This is a genomic window from Thermomonas sp. S9 (assembly GCF_024704365.1).
Classification (GTDB): Bacteria; Pseudomonadota; Gammaproteobacteria; order Xanthomonadales; family Xanthomonadaceae; genus Thermomonas.
Genome location: NZ_JAJDFY010000001.1, coordinates 2,366,931 through 2,387,240, shown reverse-complemented (window position 1 = coordinate 2,387,240; position 20,310 = coordinate 2,366,931). Strand labels below are relative to the sequence as shown.

18 protein-coding genes, 1 tRNA gene and 3 pseudogenes are annotated in these 20,310 nt (G+C 71.7%); 18 read left to right on the top strand and 4 right to left on the bottom strand.

Annotation, left to right across the window (positions count from 1 at the left end; all coding sequences use genetic code 11):
* Window positions 1-7 precede the first annotated feature (7 nt).
* Window positions 8-1,522, bottom strand: coding sequence for a DUF853 domain-containing protein (locus LJB71_RS11945; RefSeq protein ID WP_259304355.1), 1,515 nt, complete (start codon window positions 1,520-1,522; stop codon window positions 8-10).
* Window positions 1,523-1,649: 127 nt separating this feature from the next.
* Here LJB71_RS11945 and LJB71_RS11940 point away from each other — a divergent pair, with 127 nt between their 5' ends.
* Entirely contained in the window at window positions 1,650-3,197 is a 1,548-nt protein-coding gene (locus LJB71_RS11940; RefSeq protein ID WP_259304354.1) for a transglycosylase SLT domain-containing protein, read from the top strand.
* Window positions 3,190-3,549, top strand: coding sequence for a TraR/DksA C4-type zinc finger protein (locus LJB71_RS11935; RefSeq protein ID WP_259304353.1), 360 nt, complete (start codon window positions 3,190-3,192; stop codon window positions 3,547-3,549). The genes LJB71_RS11940 and LJB71_RS11935 overlap by 8 nt, the downstream gene beginning before the upstream one ends.
* 101 nt (window positions 3,550-3,650) lie before the next feature.
* On the opposite strand, the gene asd is transcribed toward LJB71_RS11935, so the two are convergent.
* Both asd and LJB71_RS11925 read right to left on the bottom strand, forming a co-directional pair.
* Window positions 3,651-4,493, bottom strand: coding sequence for an archaetidylserine decarboxylase (asd, locus tag LJB71_RS11930; protein ID WP_259304352.1), 843 nt, complete (start codon window positions 4,491-4,493; stop codon window positions 3,651-3,653).
* Window positions 4,490-5,137, bottom strand: a complete 648-nt coding sequence (locus tag LJB71_RS11925; protein ID WP_259304351.1) for an SCO family protein — start codon at window positions 5,135-5,137, stop codon at window positions 4,490-4,492. The genes asd and LJB71_RS11925 overlap by 4 nt, the downstream gene beginning before the upstream one ends.
* Before the next feature lie 85 nt (window positions 5,138-5,222).
* On the opposite strand from LJB71_RS11925, the pseudogene prmB reads away from it, so the two are divergent.
* The 13 genes and pseudogenes from prmB (at window position 5,223) to LJB71_RS11860 (ending at window position 18,155) form a co-directional block, all read left to right on the top strand.
* Window positions 5,223-6,180: pseudogene (gene prmB / locus LJB71_RS11920) on the top strand (50S ribosomal protein L3 N(5)-glutamine methyltransferase).
* A gap of 4 nt (window positions 6,181-6,184) precedes the next feature.
* Window positions 6,185-7,281 (top strand): annotated as a pseudogene (gene aroC / locus LJB71_RS11915) (chorismate synthase).
* Between the two features lie 119 nt (window positions 7,282-7,400).
* Window positions 7,401-8,441 (top strand): aspartate-semialdehyde dehydrogenase, encoded by a 1,041-nt coding sequence (locus LJB71_RS11910; RefSeq protein ID WP_259304350.1) that lies wholly within the window; start codon window positions 7,401-7,403, stop codon window positions 8,439-8,441.
* Window positions 8,442-8,473: 32 nt separating this feature from the next.
* Window positions 8,474-9,679 carry a FimV/HubP family polar landmark protein gene (locus tag LJB71_RS11905; protein WP_259304349.1) on the top strand — a complete coding sequence of 402 codons (1,206 nt, stop codon included), beginning with the start codon at window positions 8,474-8,476 and terminating at the stop codon, window positions 9,677-9,679.
* Complete coding sequence (locus LJB71_RS11900; RefSeq protein WP_259304348.1) at window positions 9,625-10,530, top strand: FimV/HubP family polar landmark protein; 906 nt, start codon at window positions 9,625-9,627, stop codon at window positions 10,528-10,530. Before LJB71_RS11905 ends, LJB71_RS11900 begins: the two co-directional genes overlap by 55 nt.
* Before the next feature lie 16 nt (window positions 10,531-10,546).
* Entirely contained in the window at window positions 10,547-11,338 is a 792-nt protein-coding gene (gene truA, locus LJB71_RS11895; RefSeq protein WP_259304347.1) for a tRNA pseudouridine(38-40) synthase TruA, read from the top strand.
* On the top strand, window positions 11,331-12,011 hold the full coding sequence (locus tag LJB71_RS11890; protein WP_259304346.1) for a phosphoribosylanthranilate isomerase: 681 nt from the start codon (window positions 11,331-11,333) through the stop codon (window positions 12,009-12,011). The genes truA and LJB71_RS11890 overlap by 8 nt, the downstream gene beginning before the upstream one ends.
* A 205-nt stretch (window positions 12,012-12,216) precedes the next feature.
* Window positions 12,217-13,453 (top strand): annotated as a pseudogene (gene trpB / locus LJB71_RS11885) (tryptophan synthase subunit beta).
* A 93-nt stretch (window positions 13,454-13,546) separates the two neighbouring features.
* Entirely contained in the window at window positions 13,547-13,966 is a 420-nt protein-coding gene (locus tag LJB71_RS11880) for a DUF3144 domain-containing protein (RefSeq protein WP_259304345.1), read from the top strand.
* Window positions 13,963-14,778 carry a tryptophan synthase subunit alpha gene (trpA, locus tag LJB71_RS11875; protein WP_259304344.1) on the top strand — a complete coding sequence of 272 codons (816 nt, stop codon included), beginning with the start codon at window positions 13,963-13,965 and terminating at the stop codon, window positions 14,776-14,778. The genes LJB71_RS11880 and trpA overlap by 4 nt, the downstream gene beginning before the upstream one ends.
* Window positions 14,779-14,896: 118 nt before the next feature.
* Window positions 14,897-15,787, top strand: coding sequence for an acetyl-CoA carboxylase, carboxyltransferase subunit beta (gene accD, locus LJB71_RS11870; RefSeq protein ID WP_259304343.1), 891 nt, complete (start codon window positions 14,897-14,899; stop codon window positions 15,785-15,787).
* Entirely contained in the window at window positions 15,784-17,145 is a 1,362-nt protein-coding gene (gene glmM, locus LJB71_RS11865) for a phosphoglucosamine mutase (protein WP_259304342.1), read from the top strand. Before accD ends, glmM begins: the two co-directional genes overlap by 4 nt.
* Before the next feature lie 71 nt (window positions 17,146-17,216).
* Entirely contained in the window at window positions 17,217-18,155 is a 939-nt protein-coding gene (locus LJB71_RS11860; protein ID WP_259304341.1) for a 2-oxoglutarate and iron-dependent oxygenase domain-containing protein, read from the top strand.
* 60 nt (window positions 18,156-18,215) lie between these two features.
* Here the strand turns inward: LJB71_RS11860 and LJB71_RS11855 are convergent, their stop codons facing one another.
* Window positions 18,216-18,887 (bottom strand): DUF6445 family protein, encoded by a 672-nt coding sequence (locus tag LJB71_RS11855; protein WP_259304340.1) that lies wholly within the window; start codon window positions 18,885-18,887, stop codon window positions 18,216-18,218.
* Window positions 18,888-18,955: 68 nt separating this feature from the next.
* Between LJB71_RS11855 and tpiA the strand changes: the two genes are divergently transcribed.
* The 3 genes from tpiA (at window position 18,956) to LJB71_RS11840 (ending at window position 20,256) form a co-directional block, all read left to right on the top strand.
* Window positions 18,956-19,711, top strand: a complete 756-nt coding sequence (tpiA, locus tag LJB71_RS11850; RefSeq protein ID WP_259304339.1) for a triose-phosphate isomerase — start codon at window positions 18,956-18,958, stop codon at window positions 19,709-19,711.
* A gap of 11 nt (window positions 19,712-19,722) precedes the next feature.
* On the top strand, window positions 19,723-20,193 hold the full coding sequence (secG, locus tag LJB71_RS11845) for a preprotein translocase subunit SecG (RefSeq protein WP_259304338.1): 471 nt from the start codon (window positions 19,723-19,725) through the stop codon (window positions 20,191-20,193).
* Window positions 20,172-20,256 (top strand) — tRNA-Leu (locus tag LJB71_RS11840). The genes secG and LJB71_RS11840 overlap by 22 nt, the downstream gene beginning before the upstream one ends.
* The last annotated feature ends 54 nt before the right edge of the window (window positions 20,257-20,310 follow it).

Below are 20,310 nucleotides of genomic sequence, written 5' to 3'. Positions count from 1 at the left end.
GCGGCCCTCACCTGCGGCCGCCGAACATGCCGCCCAGCAGGCCGCGCAGGATCTGCCGGCCCACCTGGCTGCCGATCGTGCGCGCGGTCTGCTTGGCCATGGTTTCGATCATGCCCTGCCGGCGCCTGGTGCCGAACAGCGCCTCCTTCACCGCCTGGCCGAAGCCGTTGCCGTCGCCGGCCGGCTCCGATTCCGCGGTCCTGGCGGCCGGTGCCTGCGCCTGCTCGGCGCGCGTCTGCGCCTTCTCCGCCAGCCGCTCCGCCGCGGATTCGCGGTCGATGCGGGCGTCGTACTTGCCGCCCACCGGGCTGCCGGCGCGCACCTGCGTGCGCTCGGCCTCGGTGATGGCGCCCATCCGGCAGCGCGGCGGCGCGATCAGGGTGCGCTCCACCGGCATCGGCACGCCCTTGCCCTGCAGGGTGGAGACCAGCGCCTCGCCCACGCCGAGCTGGCCGATCGCCTGCGCCACGTCCAGATTCGGATTGCTGACGAAGGTTTCCGCCGCGGTCTTCACCGCCTTCTGGTCGCGCGGGGTGTAGGCGCGCAGCGCGTGCTGGAAGCGGTTGCCGAGCTGGCCGAGCACGTTCGCCGGCACGTCGTCCGGGAACTGCGAGCAGAAGTACACGCCCACGCCCTTGGAGCGGATCAGCCGCACCACCTGCTCGATCCGTTGCTGGAGCGCGGCCGGCGCATCGTCGAACAGCAGGTGCGCCTCGTCGAACACGAACACGAGCCTGGGCTTGTCCAGATCGCCCACCTCCGGCAGCGTCTCGAACAGCTCGGAGAGCAGCCACAGCAGGAAGCTGGAATACAGCCGCGGCTTCAGGATCAGCTGGTCGGCGGCGAGGATGTTGACCACCCCGCGTCCGTCCGGCGTGGTGCGCATCAGGTCGGCCAGTTCCAGCGCCGGCTCGCCGAAGAAGGCATCGGCGCCTTCCTGTTCGAGCCGCAGCAGTGCGCGCTGGATCGCGCCGATCGACTGCGTGCTGACCAGCCCGTACGCGGTGCTGATGTCCTTGCGCTCCTCCGCGATCAGGGCCAGCAGCGCGCGCAGGTCGGGCAGGTCGAGCAGCAGCAGGCCGCGGTCGTCGGCCAGCTTGAACACGATGTCCAGCACCCCGGCCTGGGTGTCGTTGAGCTCGAGGATGCGGCCGAGCAGGGTGGGGCCCATTTCGCTGATGGTGGCGCGCACCGGGTGCCCTGCCTTGCCCCACAGGTCCCAGAACACCACCGGCGCGGCTTCGTTGCGGTAGTCCGCGATGCCCAGCTGGGCGATGCGCGCCTGCAGCTTCTCGCTGGGCGTGCCCGGCACCGCCAGCCCGGCCACGTCGCCCTTCACGTCGGCCAGGAACACCGGCACCCCCAGCCGGCTGAAGCCTTCCGCCAGCGTCATCAGGGTCACCGTCTTGCCGGTGCCGGTGGCGCCGGCCACCAGCCCGTGGCGGTTGCCGAAGGCCGGCTGCAGGAACACCGGGCCGCCCTCCCCGGTGGTGATGGCCTTGCCGACCAGGATGGGATCCATGCGCGTGCTCCATTCACGGGTGCGCCAGATTCTAGCGCCAAGCCCGCGCATTCACGCCGTGCGCCTTGCCCCCTGCGCGGCTGCCGCGGCTACCCTGCCTGCCCCCACGCACTGCCGATGCCCGCCGATGCACGTCCGTTCCATCGCCGCTTTCCTGCTGCCGCTGCTGGTGGCTCTCAGCCTGCCTGCCCATGCCGACGAGGCGCGGCGCGAGCGCGGCGGCGGCAGTGTGGCCGAGTCGCGCCGCGACCAGGCCGCGGTGGCGGCGCTGCAGCAGCGCATGAATGCTGCCGAGCAGCGCTATCGCGATGCCATGCAGGCCGAGGACGAGGACGCCGCCGCCAAGGCCACCACCGCCGCGCTGGCCGAGATGAAGGTCGTGGTGGAGGCCTGCGGCAAGCAGCGCGGCTGCGCGGTGGAGCAGATGCTGGCCACCTACGAGCGCCTGCTGCAGGACACCCCGCGCTTCGACGATGCCGCTGCAGGCGATGACGGCGGCGACCCGCTGGACGAGCGCGATTTCACCGCCGCCGAGGTGCCCGATTCCGCCAGCGCGGCGGCGCTGCTGAGCGAGGACGGCCAGCGCTTCGTGCAAATGGTGCAGTTCAACCCCGCGGTGCAGGCCGGCATCCGCCGCTGGCTCACCGACCTGCGCCCGCAGCTGATGGACAGCTACGAGAACTACCGCTACATGCAGCACCTGATGTCGCCCGCGTTCCGCCGCTACGGCCTGCCGGAGGCGCTGCTGTTCGGCATCCTGGCCAAGGAATCGAACGGCAAGGTGCACGCCGGCTCGCGCGCCGGCGCGGTCGGCCCGCTGCAGTTCATGCCGGCCACCGGCCGCCGCTTCGGCCTGGGCGACGACGGCAGCGGCTTCGACACCCGCTACGACCCGCGCGCCGCCGCCGATGCCGCCGCGCAGTACCTGAGCGAGCGCATGGCCCAGCTTGGCAACAGCATCGAGCTGTCGTTGGCCGGCTACAACGGCGGCGAAGGGCGCGCCCTGCGCGTGTATCAGGCCACCGGCGGCCGCAGCTTCTGGGACATCGACGTGTACAGCCAGTTCCCGGCCGAGACCAAGGACTACGTGCCGATGGTGATCGCCGCGGCATGGCTGTTCCTGCACCCGAAGGACTACGGCATCCGCTGGCCCAAGGTCAGCGCGCGCCCGTCCACCATCACCCTGGCGCAGCCGGCCTCGCTGTACGAGCTCACCATCTGCCTCGGCAACTGGGGCTCGCGCGATGGCTACCTGCGCCCGCTGCGCAACCTCAATCCGCGCTGGAGTCCGGACGTGATGCTGCCGGCCGGCACCGCGCTCAACGCCACCACCCGCATCGCCTGGCTGTACCGCTTCAACTGCACCCGCGGCAAGCGCCTGGAGCTGGCCCAGCAGCTGGTGGCCAGCAACGTGCAATCCGCGCTGGTGCGGGTGGGCGAGCCCACGCCGGTCAATGGGCCGTCCGCCAGCGAGGCCTCGCCCGCACCTGCGCCGGCCGAGCGCAAGCCGGTCCCGGTGCGTACGTACAAGGTCAAGCGCGGGGATACCCTGCACGGCATCGCCCGCAAACTGCAGTGCGATCTCGGCGACCTGGCCAGGGCCAACAAGCTGAAGAAGCCCAGGTACGCGATCAGGCCGGGGCAGACGTTGAAGCTTGAGGGCTGCCGTGGCTGATTCCCGCGTCGCGCCGGAGTGGCAGGCGCTGCATGCCCGCCTGCTGACCCTGCGCGAACAGTTGCTGGCAATTGCAGAGGCTTCCGCTGTCGCCGGGCAGACGGTGGAGCTCGATCAGGCCAGCGTCGGCCGGTTGTCGCGCATGGATGCCCTGCAAGGGCAGCAGATGGCGTTGGCCACCGAGCAGCGCCGGCAGCGCCAGCTGCAGCAGATCGCCGTGGCGCTGCGGCGCATGGAACAGGGCGAATACGGCGACTGCCTGGCCTGCGGCGCGCCGATCGACCCACGCCGCCTCGAGGCCGACCCGCTGGCTACCCACTGTATCGCCTGCGCCGACCGGCCCGCGCGCTGAAGGCTTGCAGGCTCAGGCTGGCGACAGGCAAACGCAGCGCGTGGAACCCGCATTGCTGTGGCCTTGTCTTGATCCGGGTTCCAATCGGTCAAGCGTCGTCGTCACACCCGCAGCGCCAGCCGCTGCCCCAGCTGCACCGGGGATTCGGCATGCAGCGCCGGATCCAGCGTGGCCGCGCCCTTGGGCAGCAGCACGATGACGGTGCTGCCGTAGTTGAAGCGGGCCATCTCGGCGAAGCGCTGCAGGGTGATGCCGCGGCCGCGGTAGTCCTTGCGGGTGATGGCGTCGCCGTAGGCGGGGATTTCCACGCCGCCCCACACGGTTTCCACGCCGGAAACCAGCAGCGCGCCCACCATCACCTGCACCATGGGGCCGAAGTCGGTGTCGAAGTGGCAGACCAGGCGCTCGTTGCGGGCGAACAGGCGCGGCACGCTGGCCACGGCGTCCACGCCCACCGAGAACAGGCGGCCGGGCACGTGCACGGTTTCGCGCAGGGTGCCGGTCCACGGCATGTGCACGCGGTGGTAGTCGCGCGGCGACAGGTACACGGTGGCGAAGCGGCCGTCGCGGAAGGGGGCGGCATCCTGCTCGCTGCCCAGCAGTTCGGCGGCGGTGAAGCCCTGGCCCTTGGCCTGGAAGATGCGGCCGTCCACGATCGGCCCGCACTGGCTGATGCGGCCGTCGGCCGGCATCAGCAAGGCGCGCGGATCGGGGTCCGGCGTGCGCGCGCCGGGCTTCAGCGCGCGGGTGAAGAAGGCATTGAAGCTGGGGTAGGCGGTGGGGTCGGGCTGTGCCGCTTCGCTCAGGTCCACGCCGAACTTGCGGGTCACGGTGTCGATCAGCCACTGCTTGACCGCGCGGTTGGTGGAATAGGCCAGGCGCCGCGCCAGTGAGGACAACAGGCGGTGCGGCAGCACGTAGGTGAGGGCGGTGACGGGGCTCATCGGGCGGGGGTGGTCAGCGCTTCCAGATCGGCCGCGATGCCCTTCACGTCGAACGGCGGCTGCACCACGCCGGCCATGCGCACCGAAGGGTCCAGCAGCACGAAGGCGGCGCTGTGGTCGATGCTGTAGTCGGCCGGATCGCCGCTGGGGCCGGGTGTCTTCATGAACACCAGCGACAGCGCGCGGGCGAAGGCCTGAAGCTGCGGCAGTGGCGCGGTGGCGGCCAGGGTGTCGGGGTGGAAGGCGTGGGCGTAGCGGGCGACGGTCTCGGGGGTGTCGCGCTCGGGATCGGCGGAGACGAACAGCACCCGCGGGCGGCTGGCCTCCGGCAGCGCGGCCCACTGCTTCTGCGCGCCGGCGATTTCCGCCAGGGTGGTCGGGCACACGTCGGGGCAGTGGGTATAACCCAGAAACACCAGCGTCCAGTGGCCTTTCAGCGTGTCCGGCGTCAGCGCGGTGCCGTCGGCCTGCTGCAGACGGAAGTCGGGCAGGGCGCGTGGAGTGGGAAACAGGGTGAGCGCGCGCGGGGCGGGCAGGGCGGGCGTCGCGGGAGATGCCGGGGCGAGCAGGCGCTGCGCGGCCCACAGACCGAGCGCGGCGGCGACCACGGCGACGACCAGCAGGGGGATGAAACGTTTGGACATGGGATGGCAACAGCAGGCGGTGAATGCCCATGATAGCGGGGCACCGCCGCTATACTTCAAATCCTTTGCCCGCGCGCCTTCGCCCATGTCTCAGGAACTGCAGACCATCATCGACCTGATCCGCTACGGCGCCAGCCGGTTCAACGCGGCGGGCCTGACCTTCGGCCACAGCTACGACAACGCGCTGGACGAGGCTACCCAGCTCACCCTGCACGCCCTGCACCTGCCGCACGACCTGCCGCCTGCCTACGGCAACGCCCGCATCACCGAGGCCGAAAAGGAAGATGTGCTGGGCCTGTTCCTGCGCCGGATCGAGGAGCGCATCCCCGCCTGCTACCTCACCGGCGAGGCGTGGTTCGCGGGGCTCAGCTTCAAATGCGATCCGCGCGCGCTGGTGCCGCGCTCGCCGATCGCCGAGCTGATCGAATCCGGCTTCCAGCCCTGAGCTGGGCGACCGCGAGGTGCGCCGCGCGCTGGACCTGTGCACCGGCTCCGGCTGCATTGCGATCGCGATGGCGCACTACAACCCGGACTGGCACGTGGACGGTGCGGACATCAGCGACGACGCGCTGGCGCTGGCGCGCGAGAACGAGGCGCGGCTGCACGTGGAGAACGTGCGCTTTCTGAAGTCCGATCTGTTCTCCGCGTTGCAGGGTGAGCGCTACGACCTGATCGTCACCAACCCGCCGTACGTCACCAACGGCGAAACCGACGCCCTGCCGCGCGAATACGCGCACGAGCCCGAGCTGGGCCTGCGCGCCGGCGACGACGGCCTGGACCTGGCCCTGAAGATCCTGCGCGACGCCCCGCTGCACCTCACCGAGGATGGCCTGCTGATCTGTGAGGTGGGCGAGGCCGAGCGCGCGCTGGTCAAGCTGCTGCCGGAACTGCCGCTGGCCTGGGTGGAGTTCAAGGTGGGGCAGATGGGCATCTTCGTGGCCGAATGCGCCGACCTGATCGAGCACCACGCCAGCATCGCCCGACTGGCGGATGCCCGCGAAGGCCACAAGGCCCCGGCGGCGACAACCGGGCGGCTGCTCTGAGGCAATGAACACCTTTGGCCACCTGCTGCGCGTCACCACCTTCGGCGAGTCGCACGGGCCGGCGATCGGCTGCGTGATCGACGGCTGCCCGCCGGGGATCGCGATCCAGCCTGCGGACTTCGCGCATGATCTTTCCCGCCGCGCCACCGGCAAGACGCGTCACACTTCGGCGCGGCATGAGGCGGACGAGGTCGAAATCCTGTCCGGCGTGTATGAGGGCGTCACCACCGGCACGCCGATTGCGCTGTTGATCCGCAACGTGGATGCGCGCAGCAAGGACTACGCGAAGATTGCTGCGCAGTTCCGCCCCGGCCATGCCGACTACACCTACTGGCAGAAGTACGGCATCCGCGATCCGCGCGGCGGCGGGCGTTCGAGCGCGCGCGAGACGACGATGCGCGTGGCCGCCGCCGTCATCGCCAAGAAGTGGCTGGCGCAGCGCGGGGTCACGGTACGCGGCTGCATGGTCCAGCTCGGCGAGATCGTGCCGCATGCGCACGATTGGAGTGCGGTCGAAGGCAATCCGTTCTTCTGGCCCTGCGCGGAGCAGGTGCCGGAGCTCGAGAGATATATGGACGCGCTGCGCAAGTCCGGCGATTCGGTGGGCGCGAAGCTCTTGGTGGTGGCCGACGGCGTGCCGCCGGGCTGGGGCGAGCCGGTCTACGGCAAGCTCGATGCCGAGCTGGCGGCGGCGATGATGTCGATCAACGCGGTCAAGGGCGTGGAGATCGGTGACGGCTTCGCCTCCGTGGCGCAGAAGGGCAGCGTGCACCGCGACGTGATGACGCCGGAGGGCTTTCTATCCAATCACGCCGGCGGCATCCTGGGCGGCATTTCCACCGGGCAGCAGGTGTCGGTGGCGGTGGCGTTCAAGCCGACCTCCAGCCTGCGCCTGCCGGTGCAGGGGCTGGACGTGGACGGTCACGTGGTGGACATCGTCACCACCGGCCGCCACGACCCTGCGTGGGCATCCGCGCGACGCCCATTTGCGAGGCGATGCTGGCGCTGGTGCTGATGGACCAGGCGCTGCGCCACCGCGCGCAGTGCGGCGACGTGGGCGAGGTGTCGCCGCGTGTCCCGGCCACGGCCCCGAAACGTTAGCGGCGCGCCGCCGGCTTTGCCCCCACGGGCAGCAGCGCGCCGCAGCGGGACACGCAGGCCAATCCATTCCCCCGCGGGCGCCACCCGGCGCCGCATCCAGATTCCAGAGGCAAGCAACGATGAGCAAGCAGTACAAGGTGGCCGTGGTCGGCGCGACCGGCGCGGTGGGCGAGGTGATGCTGGCGATCCTGGCCGACCGCCGGTTCCCGGTAAGCGCGGTGGTGGCGCTGGCCAGCGAGCGTTCGGCCGGCAGCGTGGTGGCGTTCGGCGACGACGAGCTGGTGGTGCAGGACCTGGCCACGTTCGATCCGGCCTCCATCGACATCGCGCTGTTCTCCGCGGGCGGCGCCATCTCCAAGGAATACGCGCCGAAGTTCGCCGCCGCCGGCGCGGTGGTGATCGACAATTCCTCCACCTTCCGCTACGACGACGACGTGCCGCTGGTGGTCAGCGAGGTGAACCCGGAGGCGGCGCGCCACCGCCCGCGCGGGATCATCGCCAACCCCAACTGCTCGACCATGCAGCTGATGCCGGTGCTGGCGCCGATCCATCGGGAATACGGCATCGAGCGCATCAACGTGGCCACCTACCAGTCGGTGTCCGGGGCGGGGCGCCGTGCGCTGGAGGAGCTGGGCCGGCAGACCGCGGCCCTGCTCAGCTTCCAGGACCCGGCGCCGGCGAAGTTCCCGGTGCAGATCGCGTTCAACCTGATCCCGCACATCGACGAGTTCCAGCCCAACGGCTACACCAAGGAAGAGATGAAGCTGGTGTGGGAGACCCGGAAGATCCTCGGCGATGCCTCGCTCCAGGTGAACCCCACCGCGGTGCGGGTGCCGGTGTTCTTCGGCCACTCCGAGGCGGTGCACATCGAGACCAGGAAGAAGATCACCGCCGGGGAGGCGCGCGCGCTGCTGGCGCAGGCGCCGGGCGTGGAGGTGGTGGACGAGCGCAAGGCCGGCGGCTATCCCACCCCGGTGACCCACGCCTCGGGCAGGGACCCGGTGTTCGTGGGCCGCATCCGCGAGGACCTGTCGCATCCGCGCGGGCTGAATCTGTGGGTGGTGGCCGACAACATCCGCAAGGGCGCGGCGCTCAACGCGGTGCAGATCGCCGAGCTGCTGCTGGCCGAGGGCTTGCCGGCGAAGGCCGCGCACGGCTAGAGTCGCAACGCTTACATGGGGATGGAGCGCACGTGAACCGGACCTTGAGAACCGCGGTGGCTGCCGCGCTGCTGCTGGCTGCCGGCCAGGCGTGGGCGCTGGGCCTGGGCCAGATCGAGGTCAAGTCGCGGCGCAACCAGCCGCTGCTGGCCGAAATCCCGATCATTTCCACTACCCCGGGCGAGCTGGCCGCGCTGCAGGCGCGGCTGGCCTCGCCGGAGACCTTCCGTCGGGTGGGGCTGTCGCCGCCCTCGGGAGTCGCCGCCGACCTGCAGTTCAGTCTGGGCAGTGACAGCAAGGGGCGCCCGGTGATCCGGGTCACCACCCTCAAGCCGGTGGACCAGGGCGTGCTGAACTTCCTGATCGAGGTCGACTGGGGCAGTGGCCGCCTGGTGCGCGAGTACTCCGCGCCGATCGATGTGCCGAACGCCGCGGCCAGCGTGGTGCAGGCACCGGTGCAGCTGCCGCAGCCGCCGGCCGAGAACCTGGTGCAGCGCCCCGCGCCTGCGGTCGCGGCCCCGACGGTTGCCGCCAGCGCGCCGGCACCTGCGCCCGCAGCGGCGACTCCGCCGGCCCCGGCCCCGACGATGCCGGCGCCCGAGCCTTCGGCATCCCGTGCGATCGCGGCGGCCCCGCTGCCGGCCGCGCCAGCCGCGCCCCGCGCCGCGGCCACCGCCGCGTCCGCCATGGAATATGGCCCGGTGAAGGCCGGCGAGACCCTGTCGAAGATCGCCGTCAAGCTCGGCCTGCGCCAGGGCGGCAGTCTCGACCAGGCCCTGCTGGCCCTGCTGCGCGCCAATCCCGACGCCTTCCTTGGTGATGACGTCAACCGCCTGCGTCAGGGCGCGGTGCTGCGCGTGCCCCGCCGCGAGGACGTGGCCGCCATCGATGCCGCCGAGGCAGCCCAAATCGTGGGTCAGCAGATGCGGCAATGGTGGCAGGCGCACCGCGCCGTGCGCCAGCCGGAGGCAAGCGCCGCCGCGGCTGCAAGCGTCGCAACGCCGGCGGCTCCCGCGGCCGCCTCCCCGCCGGCGCCCGCTGCGCGCGCGCCGGCGTCCACATCCACCACCGCCGCGCGCGGCGAGGCCCGGTTGCAGATCCTGCCGCCGGCCGCACCGGGCAAGGCCAGGGAATCCAGTCCGGCACCAGCGCCGGTGGCGAGGGCAGCATGCTGCAGCAGGAATTGCGTCAGCGCGATGAGGACATCGCGGCCAAGAGCGCCGAGATCGGCGAGTTGAAGGAGCGCGTGGCCGCGCTGGAAAAGCTGAAGGACGAGCAGCAGAAGCTGATCGCGCTGAAGGACAGCGAACTGGCGGCCGCCCAGGCGCGGTTGGCGCAGGCCAGCAAGGCCGCCGCGCAGGCGGCCCCGGCGGCTGCCAAGCCCGCTGCCGCCGCGCAGCCAGCCAGCGCGCCGGCGGCGGAGAGCAAATCCGGCGTGCTGCCCTATGTCGGGGGCGGACTGGGCGTCGTGGTGCTGGCGGTGCTGGCGTGGTGGCTGGCCAGCCGCCGCAAGCCGGCCGCGCCGCCGCGCCGGCGGGTGTTCGACAGCGAGGCGCTGGCGGCCAGCATGACCGCCGTGACCGCCGCTGCCGGGACGGCGCCGATGGAAGACGCGGCCGATGCCGCCCCTGCGGACGCCGCGGTGGCTGCGGATGAAGCCGCCGATGCGGAGATGCCGGCGCAGCAGGAACCGGCAGGCACGGAGGCGTCCGTGACGGCGCAAGACCCGGCGCCTCCTGTCACGCCGCATGCTGCCGAGGTCACCGTGGATCTGGCCAGCCTGCCGCCGGCAGTGCCCGCTGTGCCGCGCGCGGATGCGCCGCAATGGCATTCGGGCTGGGTCAAGGCCGGGCCGGATGTGGCCCCGGCCTCCCCCGCGCCGACTCCGGCGGCGGCCCCTGCGGCGGTGGAGGCCGCGGGCGGGGTGCCCGCGCACGCCACCCCGGAACAGCGCTTCAAGCTGGTGCGCGCATTCCTGGACATGGGCGACGAGCATTCGGCCCAGCAGCTGCTGCTGGAACTGCTGGACGACAAGGATGAGGCGGTCAGCGACGAAGCCGCGCGCATGCTCAGCAAGCTGGTGGGTTGAGGCAGGCCGGGGCGCGATGCGGCTGGCACTGGGCGTCGAGTATGACGGCAGCGGGTTTTCGGGGTGGCAGCGGCTGAGCCAGGCCGGCGCGCTGGAGCCGGACGGCAGCCTGCAGACCGCGCTGGAGATCGCGCTGTCGAAGGTCGCCAATAGCCGCATCGATACCATCTGCGCGGGTCGTACCGATGCCGGCGTGCACGCGCGCTGCCAGGTGGTGCATTTCGATACCGAGGCCACGCGCGATGCGCGCGGCTGGGTGCTGGGCGCCACCGCCAACCTGCCGCCGACGATGGCGGTGCGCTGGTGCGTGCCGGTGGCGGCCGGTTTCAGTGCGCGCTTCTCCGCCGTCGCCCGCCGCTACCGCTACCGCATCCTCAACCGCAGCGCGCGGCCCGGGCTGGAGCGCCAGTACCTGGGCTGGGAACGGATGCCGCTGGATGCGGCGGCCATGCACCATGCGGCGCAGGCGCTGCGCGGGGAACGGGATTTCTCGGCCTTCCGCAGCGTGCAGTGCCAGGCTACGCACGCCCGCCGCAACCTGCAGGAGATTTGCGTGATCCGCACCGGCGACGAAGTGGTGGTGGAGGTGCAGGCCAACGCCTTCCTGCACCACATGGTACGCAACATCGTCGGCTCGCTGTTGGTGGTGGGGCGCGGCGAGCGCCCGCCGGAGTGGATCGCCGAGCTGCTGGACGGCCGCGATCGCACCGTCGCTGGCCCTACCGCGCCGGCCGCCGGGCTGCTGTTCCTCGGCCCGAAGTACCCGCGCCACTGGGGCTTGCCGGAGGAGGCCTGCGGCGATGAATGACCTGGCCCGCGCCACGCCGTTGCGCACCCGCATCAAGTTCTGCGGTTTCACCCGCCCGGGCGATGTGCGCCTGGCCGGCGAGCTGGGCGTGGACGCGGTGGGGGTGATCTTCGCCGCGCGCAGCCGCCGCCGGGTGGATCCGGCGCTGGCGCCGGCCCTGCGCGCGGCGCTGGCGCCGATGGTGGAGCTGGTGGCGCTGTTCATGGACAATTCCGAGGCCGAGGTCCGCGCCGCCATCGCGCAGCTGCGGCCGACGTTGCTGCAGTTCCACGGCAGCGAGGACGATGCGTTCTGCCGCCGCTTCGGGCTGCCGTATTTCAAGGGCCTGGGCCTGGGCGGCGTGGCCGTGGACGGCGCGACCCTGCGCGCGCGCTGGCCGCATGCCGCTGGCTTCGTGCTGGACGGCCACGCGCCGGGGCAGCCGGGCGGCAGCGGGCAGCGGCTGGATGCCGGGGCGATCCCCGCCGCCCTCGACGGCGCGTGGCTGCTGGCCGGCGGACTGGATCCGGACAACGTGGGCGATGCGGTCCGCGCCGTGCGGCCGTGGGGCGTGGACGTGGCTGGCGGCATCGAGCTGGCGCCCGGCATCAAGGACGGCGCGCGCATGCGGCGGTTCGTGGAGGCCGTGCGCGAGGCGGACTGCGACGGGCAAACCACGCCCCGGATCGGGTAGGCTATGGCCACGCCATGAAGCCTTCCAACCGCCCCCCGCGCTCCTTTCGGCCGCTCCCTGCGGCGCTGGCGCCGCGTGCCTGCGGCGGCGGTCCGATAACGCCGCGCGACGCGTCGTGCCTGCGCGCCCCCGGGCGCCACTCCCCCTCGTTTCGACCCGCGCCGTGGCCCCGCGCCCCGCGCGTTCCGACCCCGGAGACTTCCGCGTGAACGCTTCCCGCCCCCAGGCCGCCGCCGCGGTCATCGATTTCCACGCCTTTCCCGATGCCGACGGCCACTTCGGCCGCCACGGCGGCCGCTTCGTCGCCGAGACCCTGATCGGCCCCTTGCAGGAGCTGGCCGCCGCCTACGACGCCGCGCGCGCCGATCCGGCCTTCCTCGCCGCGTTCGAGCAGGACCTCAAGCATTACGTGGGCCGCCCCAGCCCGATCTACCACGCCCAGCGCCTGAGCCGCGAGGTCGGCGGCGCGCAGATCCTGCTCAAGCGCGAGGACCTCAACCACACCGGCGCGCACAAGATCAACAACACCATCGGCCAGGCGCTGCTGGCCGCGCGCATGGGCAAGAAGCGGATCATCGCGGAGACCGGCGCCGGCCAGCATGGCGTGGCCAGCGCCACCGTGGCCACCCGGCTGGGACTGGAGTGCGTGGTGTACATGGGCGCCACCGACATCGAGCGGCAGAAGATCAACGTGTACCGGATGAAGCTGCTGGGCGCGACGGTGGTGCCGGTCACCAGCGGCTCGGCCACGCTGAAGGACGCGCTGAACGAGGCGATGCGCGACTGGGTCACCCATGTCCACGACACCTTCTACATCATCGGCACGGTCGCCGGCCCCGACCCGTACCCGCGCATGGTGCGCGACTTCAACGCGGTGGCCGGGCGCGAGGCGCGGGCGCAGATGCTGGCCGAGTACGGGCGCCTGCCGGACGCGATCACCGCCTGCGTGGGCGGCGGCAGCAATGCCATCGGCCTGTTCCACGCCTTCCTCAACGACCCGTCCGTGCGCATCGTCGGCGCCGAGGCGGCCGGTGACGGCATCGAGACCGGCCGCCACGCCGCATCGCTGGCCGCGGGCCGGGTCGGTGTGCTGCACGGCAACCGCACCTATGTGATCTGCGACGACGACGGCCAGATCATCGAGACCCATTCGATCTCCGCCGGGCTGGACTATCCGGGCGTCGGTCCCGAACACGCCTTCCTCAAGGACAGCGGCCGCGCCGAGTACGTGGGCATCACCGATGCCGAGGCGCTGGACGCCTTCCATCGCCTCACCCGCAGCGAGGGCATCCTGCCGGCGCTGGAGTCCAGCTCACGCGGTGGCGCAGGCGATCAAGCTGGCGCGCGAGCTGCCGAAGGATGCGCTGGTGCTGTGCAATCTGTCCGGCCGCGGCGACAAGGACGTGCACACCATCGCCGCGCGCGAGGGGTTGTCGCTATAGCGGCCCGGAAGGGGCGATTTGGCCTGCGGGCCCGGTTTGGGCCAAAATGGCCGGCTTGTCCCTTCGTTCATCATCCAGTAGAGGAGTCCGGCCATGGCCGACGAAACCACCCCGCAGGCCCAGAACCCGGTCGATCCGCAGACGGGCACCCCGTTCCCGCCGCAGTTCTTCGAGTGCGTCAACGAATACCTGGAGCTGACCCACAAGCAGTCCCAGAAGTACGGCGAGAAGAACATCAGCCTGGCCGCCCTGTTCGCCAGCGCGCGCTTCAACGCGCACGTGTTCCTGACCAGCGTCAAGCCGATCGCCGCCGCCGAGGAGCGCGTACCGTTCCTGGACTACATGACCACCATGTACCGCCGCATGCTGAACGAGCACCTGGACGGCATGGGCGAAGAGCGCGGCATCGACGTGGGCGATTCCGAGCTGGCCGAGGAGTACAAGGCCGCCGGCGTCAAGATCGGCCGCCTGAAGAATGCCGACACCGCCACGGCGGCCGCGGCCAACGAATGACCCGTCTGCAGCAGCGGCTGGACGCATTGCGTGCGGCCGGGCGCAAGGGGCTGGTGCCGTTCGTCACCGCCGGCGATCCGGCGCTGGCGGCGACCGTGCCGGTCATGCACGCGCTGGCGCAGGCCGGCGCGGACCTGATCGAGCTGGGGGTGCCGTTCTCCGACCCGATGGCGGATGGCCCGGTGATCCAGCGCAGCTCCGAGCGCGCGCTGGCGCGCGGCGCCGGCATGACCTACGTGCTGGACTGCGTGCGCGCGTTCCGGGCGACGGATGCGGACACGCCCGTGGTGCTGATGGGCTACCTGAACCCGGTCGAGGTGCGCGGCGCGGCCGCGTTCGCCGCCGAAGCCGCGCAGGCCGGGGTGGATGGCATGCTGCTGGTGGACCTGCCGCCGGAAGAGGCGGGGGTGTACCAGGCCGCGTTCGCCCAGCACGGCCTGGCGCTGATCTCGCTGGCCTCGCCGACCACCCCGCAGGCACGCCTGCAGCGGCTGTGCGCGCAGGCCGACGGGTACCTGTACTACGTCAGCTATGCCGGCGTCACCGGCGCCGCCCGGCTCGACGTGGAGGAGGCCGCGCGCCACCTGGCGCAGGTGCGGGCGATGACGCGCATCCCGGTGTTCGCCGGGTTCGGCATCCGTGATGCCGACAGCGCCGCGGCGATGGCCGCGCACGCCGATGGTGTGGTGGTCGGCAGCGCCCTGGTGGCGGCGCTGGACGGCGGCCCGGATGCGGATGCCGCCGCCGCGCGCGCCGGTGTCTTCCTGCATCCGCTGCGGGCGGCGCTGGACGGGGTCGCGGCCGCGGCCTGAAGCGGGCCGGGCCAGGCGCTGGGCCGGGGAGTAAAGTAGCGGGATCGGGCCGTCCCGGCGGGTGCCGGGGCGGGCCGGGCAATCCTGCCTGCAATGCAATCTGCGGTGATCAAGACCAATGAGCTGGCTTAAGAAACTGATGCCGGGCACCGGCATCCGCACCGAGGTGGGCGGCGAGCGCAAGCGCAGCGTGCCCGAGGGCCTGTGGGAGAAGTGCGAGCGCTGCGGCGCCGCGCTGTACCGGCCGGAACTGGAGGAGAACCTCGAGGTCTGCCCGAAGTGCGCCTTCCACATGCCGATCCGCGCGCGGGTGCGGCTGGCGGCGCTGCTGGATGGCGGGCAGGGGCGCGAAATCGGCGCCGAGCTCGGGCCGACCGATGTCCTCAAGTTCAAGGACCAGAAGAAGTATTCCGAGCGCATCAAGGCCGCGCAGAAGTCCACCGGCGAGCGCGACGCGCTGGTGGCGCTGGAGGGCCGGCTGATGGGCCGCGACCTGGTGGCCGCCGCGTTCGATTTCGCCTTCATGGGCGGCTCGATGGGCTCGGTCGTGGGCGAGCGCTTCGCCCTGGCGGCCGAGCGCGCGCTGGCGCTGCGCTGCCCGTTCGTGTGCTTCTCCGCCAGCGGCGGCGCGCGCATGCAGGAGAGCCTGTTCTCGCTGATGCAGATGGCCAAGACCTCGGCCGCGCTGGGTCGCCTGCGCGCGGCCGGGCTGCCGTATATCTCGGTGCTCACCCACCCGACCACCGGCGGGGTGTCCGCCAGCTTCGCCATGCTGGGCGACCTCAACCTGGCCGAGCCGGGCGCGCTGATCGGCTTCGCCGGGCAGCGGGTGATCGAACAGACCGTGCGCGAGAAGCTGCCGGAAGGCTTCCAGCGCAGCGAGTTCCTGCTCCAGCATGGCACCGTCGATCAGATCGTGGACCGCCGCGAGATGCGGCAGCGGCTGGCGCACCTGCTGGCGCTGTTGATGAAGCAGCCGGTGCCGGTGGACGCCACGGAGGCAGCATGAGCGGGCGCCGCTATTTCGGCACCGACGGCATCCGCGGGCGGGTGGGCGAGGGCGCGATCTCGGCCGATTTCGTGCTGCGCCTGGGCAATGCGTACGGGCATGCGCTGGCCGCCGCCGCGCGCGATCGCCAGGAATGGCGCAAGCCGATGGTGGTGATCGGCAAGGACACCCGCATCTCCAACTACATGTTCGAGGCCGCGCTGGAAGCGGGGCTGGTGGCGGCCGGCGTGGACGTGCAGCTGATGGGGCCGATGCCGACCCCGGCGGTGGCGCACCTCACCCACTCCATGCGCGCCGACGGCGGGATCGTGATCTCCGCCTCGCACAACCCGCACCACGACAACGGCATCAAGTTTTTCTCGGCCCAGGGCGAGAAGCTCGACGACGCCACCGAGCTGGCGATCGAGGCCGCGCTGGAGCAGCCGTTCCGCACCGTGCCGTCCGAGCGCCTGGGCAAGGCGGTGCGCACCCGCGACACCGTCGGGCGCTACGTCGAGGCCTGCAAGAACTCGGTGCCCAAGGGCTTCCAGCTCGGCGGCATGCGCATCGTGGTGGACTGCGCCAATGGCGCCACCTACCAGCTGGCGCCGCTGGTGCTGCGCGAACTGGATGCGCGGGTGGAGGCGATCGGGGTCGAACCGAACGGGGTCAACATCAACGAGGGCGTGGGCTCCACCCATCCCGAGGCGCTGGCTGCGCGGGTGCGCGAGAGCGGCGTCGAGCTCGGCATCGCGTTCGACGGCGACGGCGACCGCGTGCTGTTCGTGGATGCGCAGGGCAACGTGCGCGATGGCGACGATCTGCTGTATGTGCTGGCCTGCGACTGGCAGGCCAGCGGTCGCCTGCGCGGGCCGGTGGTCGGCACCCTGATGAGCAACTACGGCCTGGAGCAGGCCCTGGCCGCGCGCGGGATCGGCTTCGTGCGCGCCAGGGTCGGCGACCGCTATGTGCACCAGCAGCTGCTGGCGCACGGCGGGGTGCTCGGCGGCGAGGCCAGCGGCCATCTCCTGTGCCTGGACCGCACCAGCACGGGTGACGGCATCGTCAGCGCGCTGCAGGTGCTGGAGGTGTTGCGCCGGCGCGGCATCGGCCTGGCCGAGGCGGTGCAGGGCCTGCGCAAGCTGCCGCAGAGGACCGTCAACGTGCGCTTCGAGGCGGGCCGCAAGCCGGCCGAGGCGGAGCCAGTGCAGGCCGCGCTGGCGCAGGCGCAGCGCGCGGTGGAAGGGCGCGGTCGCGCCTTCCTGCGACCGTCCGGCACCGAGCCGGTGGTGCGGGTGACGGTCGAAGCCGACGACCCCGCGCTGGTCGAATCCACCGTGCAGGCCCTGGCCGCCGCCGTGCGTGCGGCCGCGGCCTGATCCCGATCAATCCCCGCGCGCGCCGGCGACGGCATACTGCGCGGAACTCCTCATTATTCCCGAGCCGTCCCATGAGCCAGCCGCAGATCCCGACCCTCGACATCCGCCGCTTCGACACCGACCGCGAGGCCTTCGTGGCCGAGCTGGGCAACGCCTACCGCGAGTGGGGCTTCGCCGGCATCCGCGGCCACGGCATCCCGCAGGAGGTGATCGACGGTGCTTACGACGCCTTCGTCGCGTTCTTCGCCCTGCCGGAGGAGGCCAAGAAGCAGTACCACGTGCCCGGCGGCGGCGGCGCGCGCGGCTACACCCCGTTCGGAGTGGAGACCGCGAAGGGCGCCAAGTACTTCGACCTCAAGGAGTTCTGGCACGTCGGCCGCGAGCGGCGCGACGAGAAATACGCCGACGTGATGCCGCCCAACCTGTGGCCGGCGGAAGTGCCGGAGTTCCGCGCGCGCGCGCTGGCGCTGTACGACGCGCTGGACGCGCTGGGATCGCGGGTGCTCTCCGCCCTGGCGCTGAACCTCGGGCTGCCCGGGGACTACTTCGCGGACAAGATCGACAATGGCAATTCGATCCTGCGCCCGATCCACTATCCGCCGATCACCGCGGATGAGATCCCGAACGTGCGCGCCGGCGCGCACGAGGACATCAACCTGATCACCCTGCTGGTCGGGGCCAGCGCGGAAGGGCTGGAGGTGCTCTCGCGCAAGGGCGAGTGGGTGCCGTTCACCGCGGACGCCGACACCATCGTGGTCAACATCGGTGACATGCTGCAGCGCCTGACCAACCATGTGCTGCCGTCCACCACCCACCGGGTGGTGAACCCGCCGGGCGAGAAGGCGCGCCAGCCGCGCTACTCCACGCCGTTCTTCCTGCACCCGAACCCGGATTTCGTGATCGACGTGCTGCCCAACTGCGTCAGCGCCGGCAATCCCAGCCGCTATCCGCAGCCGATCACCGCCCAGGGCTATCTGGAAGAGCGCCTGCGCGAGATCAAGCTGAAGTGAGCGCGGGAAGGCCGCCGCGAGGCGGCCTTCGCACGCCCGGCGTCGGCTTGCGTGCCGGGCTCAGGCCATCCAGAAAAACACCGCGGCCATGCGCGAATCTTCCAGCACGCTGCCGCAGTAGGCGGTGGCGCTGTGGATCAGCGCGGCGCTGTACACCAGCAGGCGGTTGAAGCGGTTGGGCACGCGCACGTCCTCCACGAAGCTGTCCGGCGGCACGAAGCGGGTGCCGAGCGCGTCCACCAGGTTGTCGTGCGGTTTGGTGACGGTATTGCCGCCGAGCTGGCCGCTGGGCAGCCGCTGGCGGTAGAAGCCGGTGCCGCTGTCGGCGGGGGCATCCGGCAGCAGGTACAGCACCGCGGCATAGCGGCACAGCGAGCGCGAGTCGGCATGCGGGCGCGCCTGCGCCTCGCGGGCGCCCACCACCTGCACGCAGTTGTGGTTCAGAGTCTTGCCGTCGGGTGCCGGCTGCACCCACAGCCGTCTGGCGCCGGTGGCGGCGCGCACGCGCTCTTCCACCTGCGTGAGCTCGTCTGGCTCCAGCGCCGGGATCGCCCGCCGGCCCGGCCAGCTTTCACCGGTATGCGGGAACCCCAGCGCCCAGTCCTGTTTCGCCAGGCAGCGCTCGCGCACGGCCATGGCGTTGGGCAGCACGTCGTCGAACACCCAGTAGTCGCGGCCCTCGGTGGGCTTGCGGTAGGGCAGGATGCGCATCATCGGGGCGGGGCGGTTCATGTCGCGGACTATACGGCGGCGGCGGGCGCAATTGCTAAACTTGCGGCCCTTCGCACGGGGAGCACTGCATGCGCCGCAAGATCGTCGCCGGGAACTGGAAACTGCACGGTAGCCGCGCGTTCGCGGCGGCGCTGGTCGCGGAGCTGGGCGCGGCCCGCCCCGCCGGGGTGGAGCTGGCGGTGCTGCCGCCGTTCCCCTACCTGGACGGCCTGGCCGGGGCGTGCGCGGAAGCCGGCATCGCGCTGGGCGCGCAGGACTGCAGCGCCCACGACAAGGGCGCCTATACCGGCGAGGTGGCCGCTGCGATGCTGGCCGACGTCGGCGCCCGCTACGTGCTGGTGGGTCATTCCGAGCGCCGCCAGTACCACGCCGAGAGCAGCGCGCTGGTGGCCGAAAAGTTCGTCGCCGCGCAGGCGGCCGGGCTGGTGCCGGTGTTGTGCGTGGGTGAGCGCCTGGAGGAGCGCGAGGCCGGGCAGACCGAGGCGGTGGTGGCCGGCCAGCTGCTCCCGGTGCTGGAGCGCGCCGGCGCGGCGGCGTTCGCGCGCGCGGTGGTGGCCTACGAGCCGGTGTGGGCGATCGGCACCGGGCGCACCGCCAGTCCGGAGCAGGCGCAGGCGGTGCATGCCTTCATCCGTGGCGAAGTGGCGAAGTTCGATGCTAAAATCGCTCGCTTGCTGCCGCTGCTGTACGGCGGAAGCGTCAAGCCCGACAACGCGGCCAGCCTGTTCGCGCAGGCCGATGTGGACGGCGGGCTGATCGGCGGCGCCTCGCTGGTGGCCGCGGATTTCCTGGCCATCGCGCAGGCGGCGGCCGACCTCACCTGAGAACGCGCGACATGCTGCTGCAACTCGTCAACATCCTCTACGTGCTGGTGGCCATCGCCATCATCGCCTTCGTGCTGCTCCAGCAGGGCGCAGGCGCGCAGTCCGGCTCCGGCTTCGGCGGTGGTGCCTCGGCCACGGTGTTCGGCGCGCGCGGCGCGTCCAACTTCCTGAGCAAGACCACCAAGTGGCTGGCCATCGTGTTCTTCACCGTGAGCATGGGCATGGCCATGTACGCCAGCAAGCAGGGCAGGGGCGGCCCGGCCAAGCCGGACCTGGGCCTGATGGCGCAGCAGCCGGTGCCCACCGCCCCGGCCGCGCCTGCCGCGCGGGTGCCCGCCGCCCAGATCCCCCCCGCGCCGGTGCAGCCCGCCGCCGCGGCCCCGGCGCCGGCGGAGCCGCCGGCCGCGCCCGCCCCCCGGCAAGTGACGCCGGCGGCAGCAGGTTCTAGAATCCACGCATTGCCCAGGTGGCGGAATTGGTAGACGCACTACCTTGAGGTGGTAGCGACGCAAGTCGTGGGGGTTCGAGTCCCCCCTTGGGCACCAAGAAGGAAACGAAGAAACCCCGCCGCAGCGGGGTTTCTTCGTTTCAGCGGGCCG

Bases quoted from the DNA above. Each gene is read 5' to 3' on its own strand.
- LJB71_RS11945 (WP_259304355.1), bottom strand. From the start codon at position 1,522: ATGGATCCCATCCTGGTCGGCAAGGCCATCACCACCGGGGAGGGCGGC.
- LJB71_RS11940 (WP_259304354.1), top strand. From the start codon at position 1,650: ATGCACGTCCGTTCCATCGCCGCTTTCCTGCTGCCGCTGCTGGTGGCT.
- asd (WP_259304352.1), bottom strand. From the start codon at position 4,493: ATGAGCCCCGTCACCGCCCTCACCTACGTGCTGCCGCACCGCCTGTTG.
- LJB71_RS11925 (WP_259304351.1), bottom strand. From the start codon at position 5,137: ATGTCCAAACGTTTCATCCCCCTGCTGGTCGTCGCCGTGGTCGCCGCC.
- LJB71_RS11910 (WP_259304350.1), top strand. From the start codon at position 7,401: ATGAGCAAGCAGTACAAGGTGGCCGTGGTCGGCGCGACCGGCGCGGTG.
- truA (WP_259304347.1), top strand. From the start codon at position 10,547: ATGCGGCTGGCACTGGGCGTCGAGTATGACGGCAGCGGGTTTTCGGGG.
- LJB71_RS11890 (WP_259304346.1), top strand. From the start codon at position 11,331: ATGAATGACCTGGCCCGCGCCACGCCGTTGCGCACCCGCATCAAGTTC.
- LJB71_RS11880 (WP_259304345.1), top strand. From the start codon at position 13,547: ATGGCCGACGAAACCACCCCGCAGGCCCAGAACCCGGTCGATCCGCAG.
- trpA (WP_259304344.1), top strand. From the start codon at position 13,963: ATGACCCGTCTGCAGCAGCGGCTGGACGCATTGCGTGCGGCCGGGCGC.
- accD (WP_259304343.1), top strand. From the start codon at position 14,897: ATGAGCTGGCTTAAGAAACTGATGCCGGGCACCGGCATCCGCACCGAG.
- glmM (WP_259304342.1), top strand. From the start codon at position 15,784: ATGAGCGGGCGCCGCTATTTCGGCACCGACGGCATCCGCGGGCGGGTG.
- LJB71_RS11860 (WP_259304341.1), top strand. From the start codon at position 17,217: ATGAGCCAGCCGCAGATCCCGACCCTCGACATCCGCCGCTTCGACACC.
- LJB71_RS11855 (WP_259304340.1), bottom strand. From the start codon at position 18,887: ATGAACCGCCCCGCCCCGATGATGCGCATCCTGCCCTACCGCAAGCCC.
- tpiA (WP_259304339.1), top strand. From the start codon at position 18,956: ATGCGCCGCAAGATCGTCGCCGGGAACTGGAAACTGCACGGTAGCCGC.
- secG (WP_259304338.1), top strand. From the start codon at position 19,723: ATGCTGCTGCAACTCGTCAACATCCTCTACGTGCTGGTGGCCATCGCC.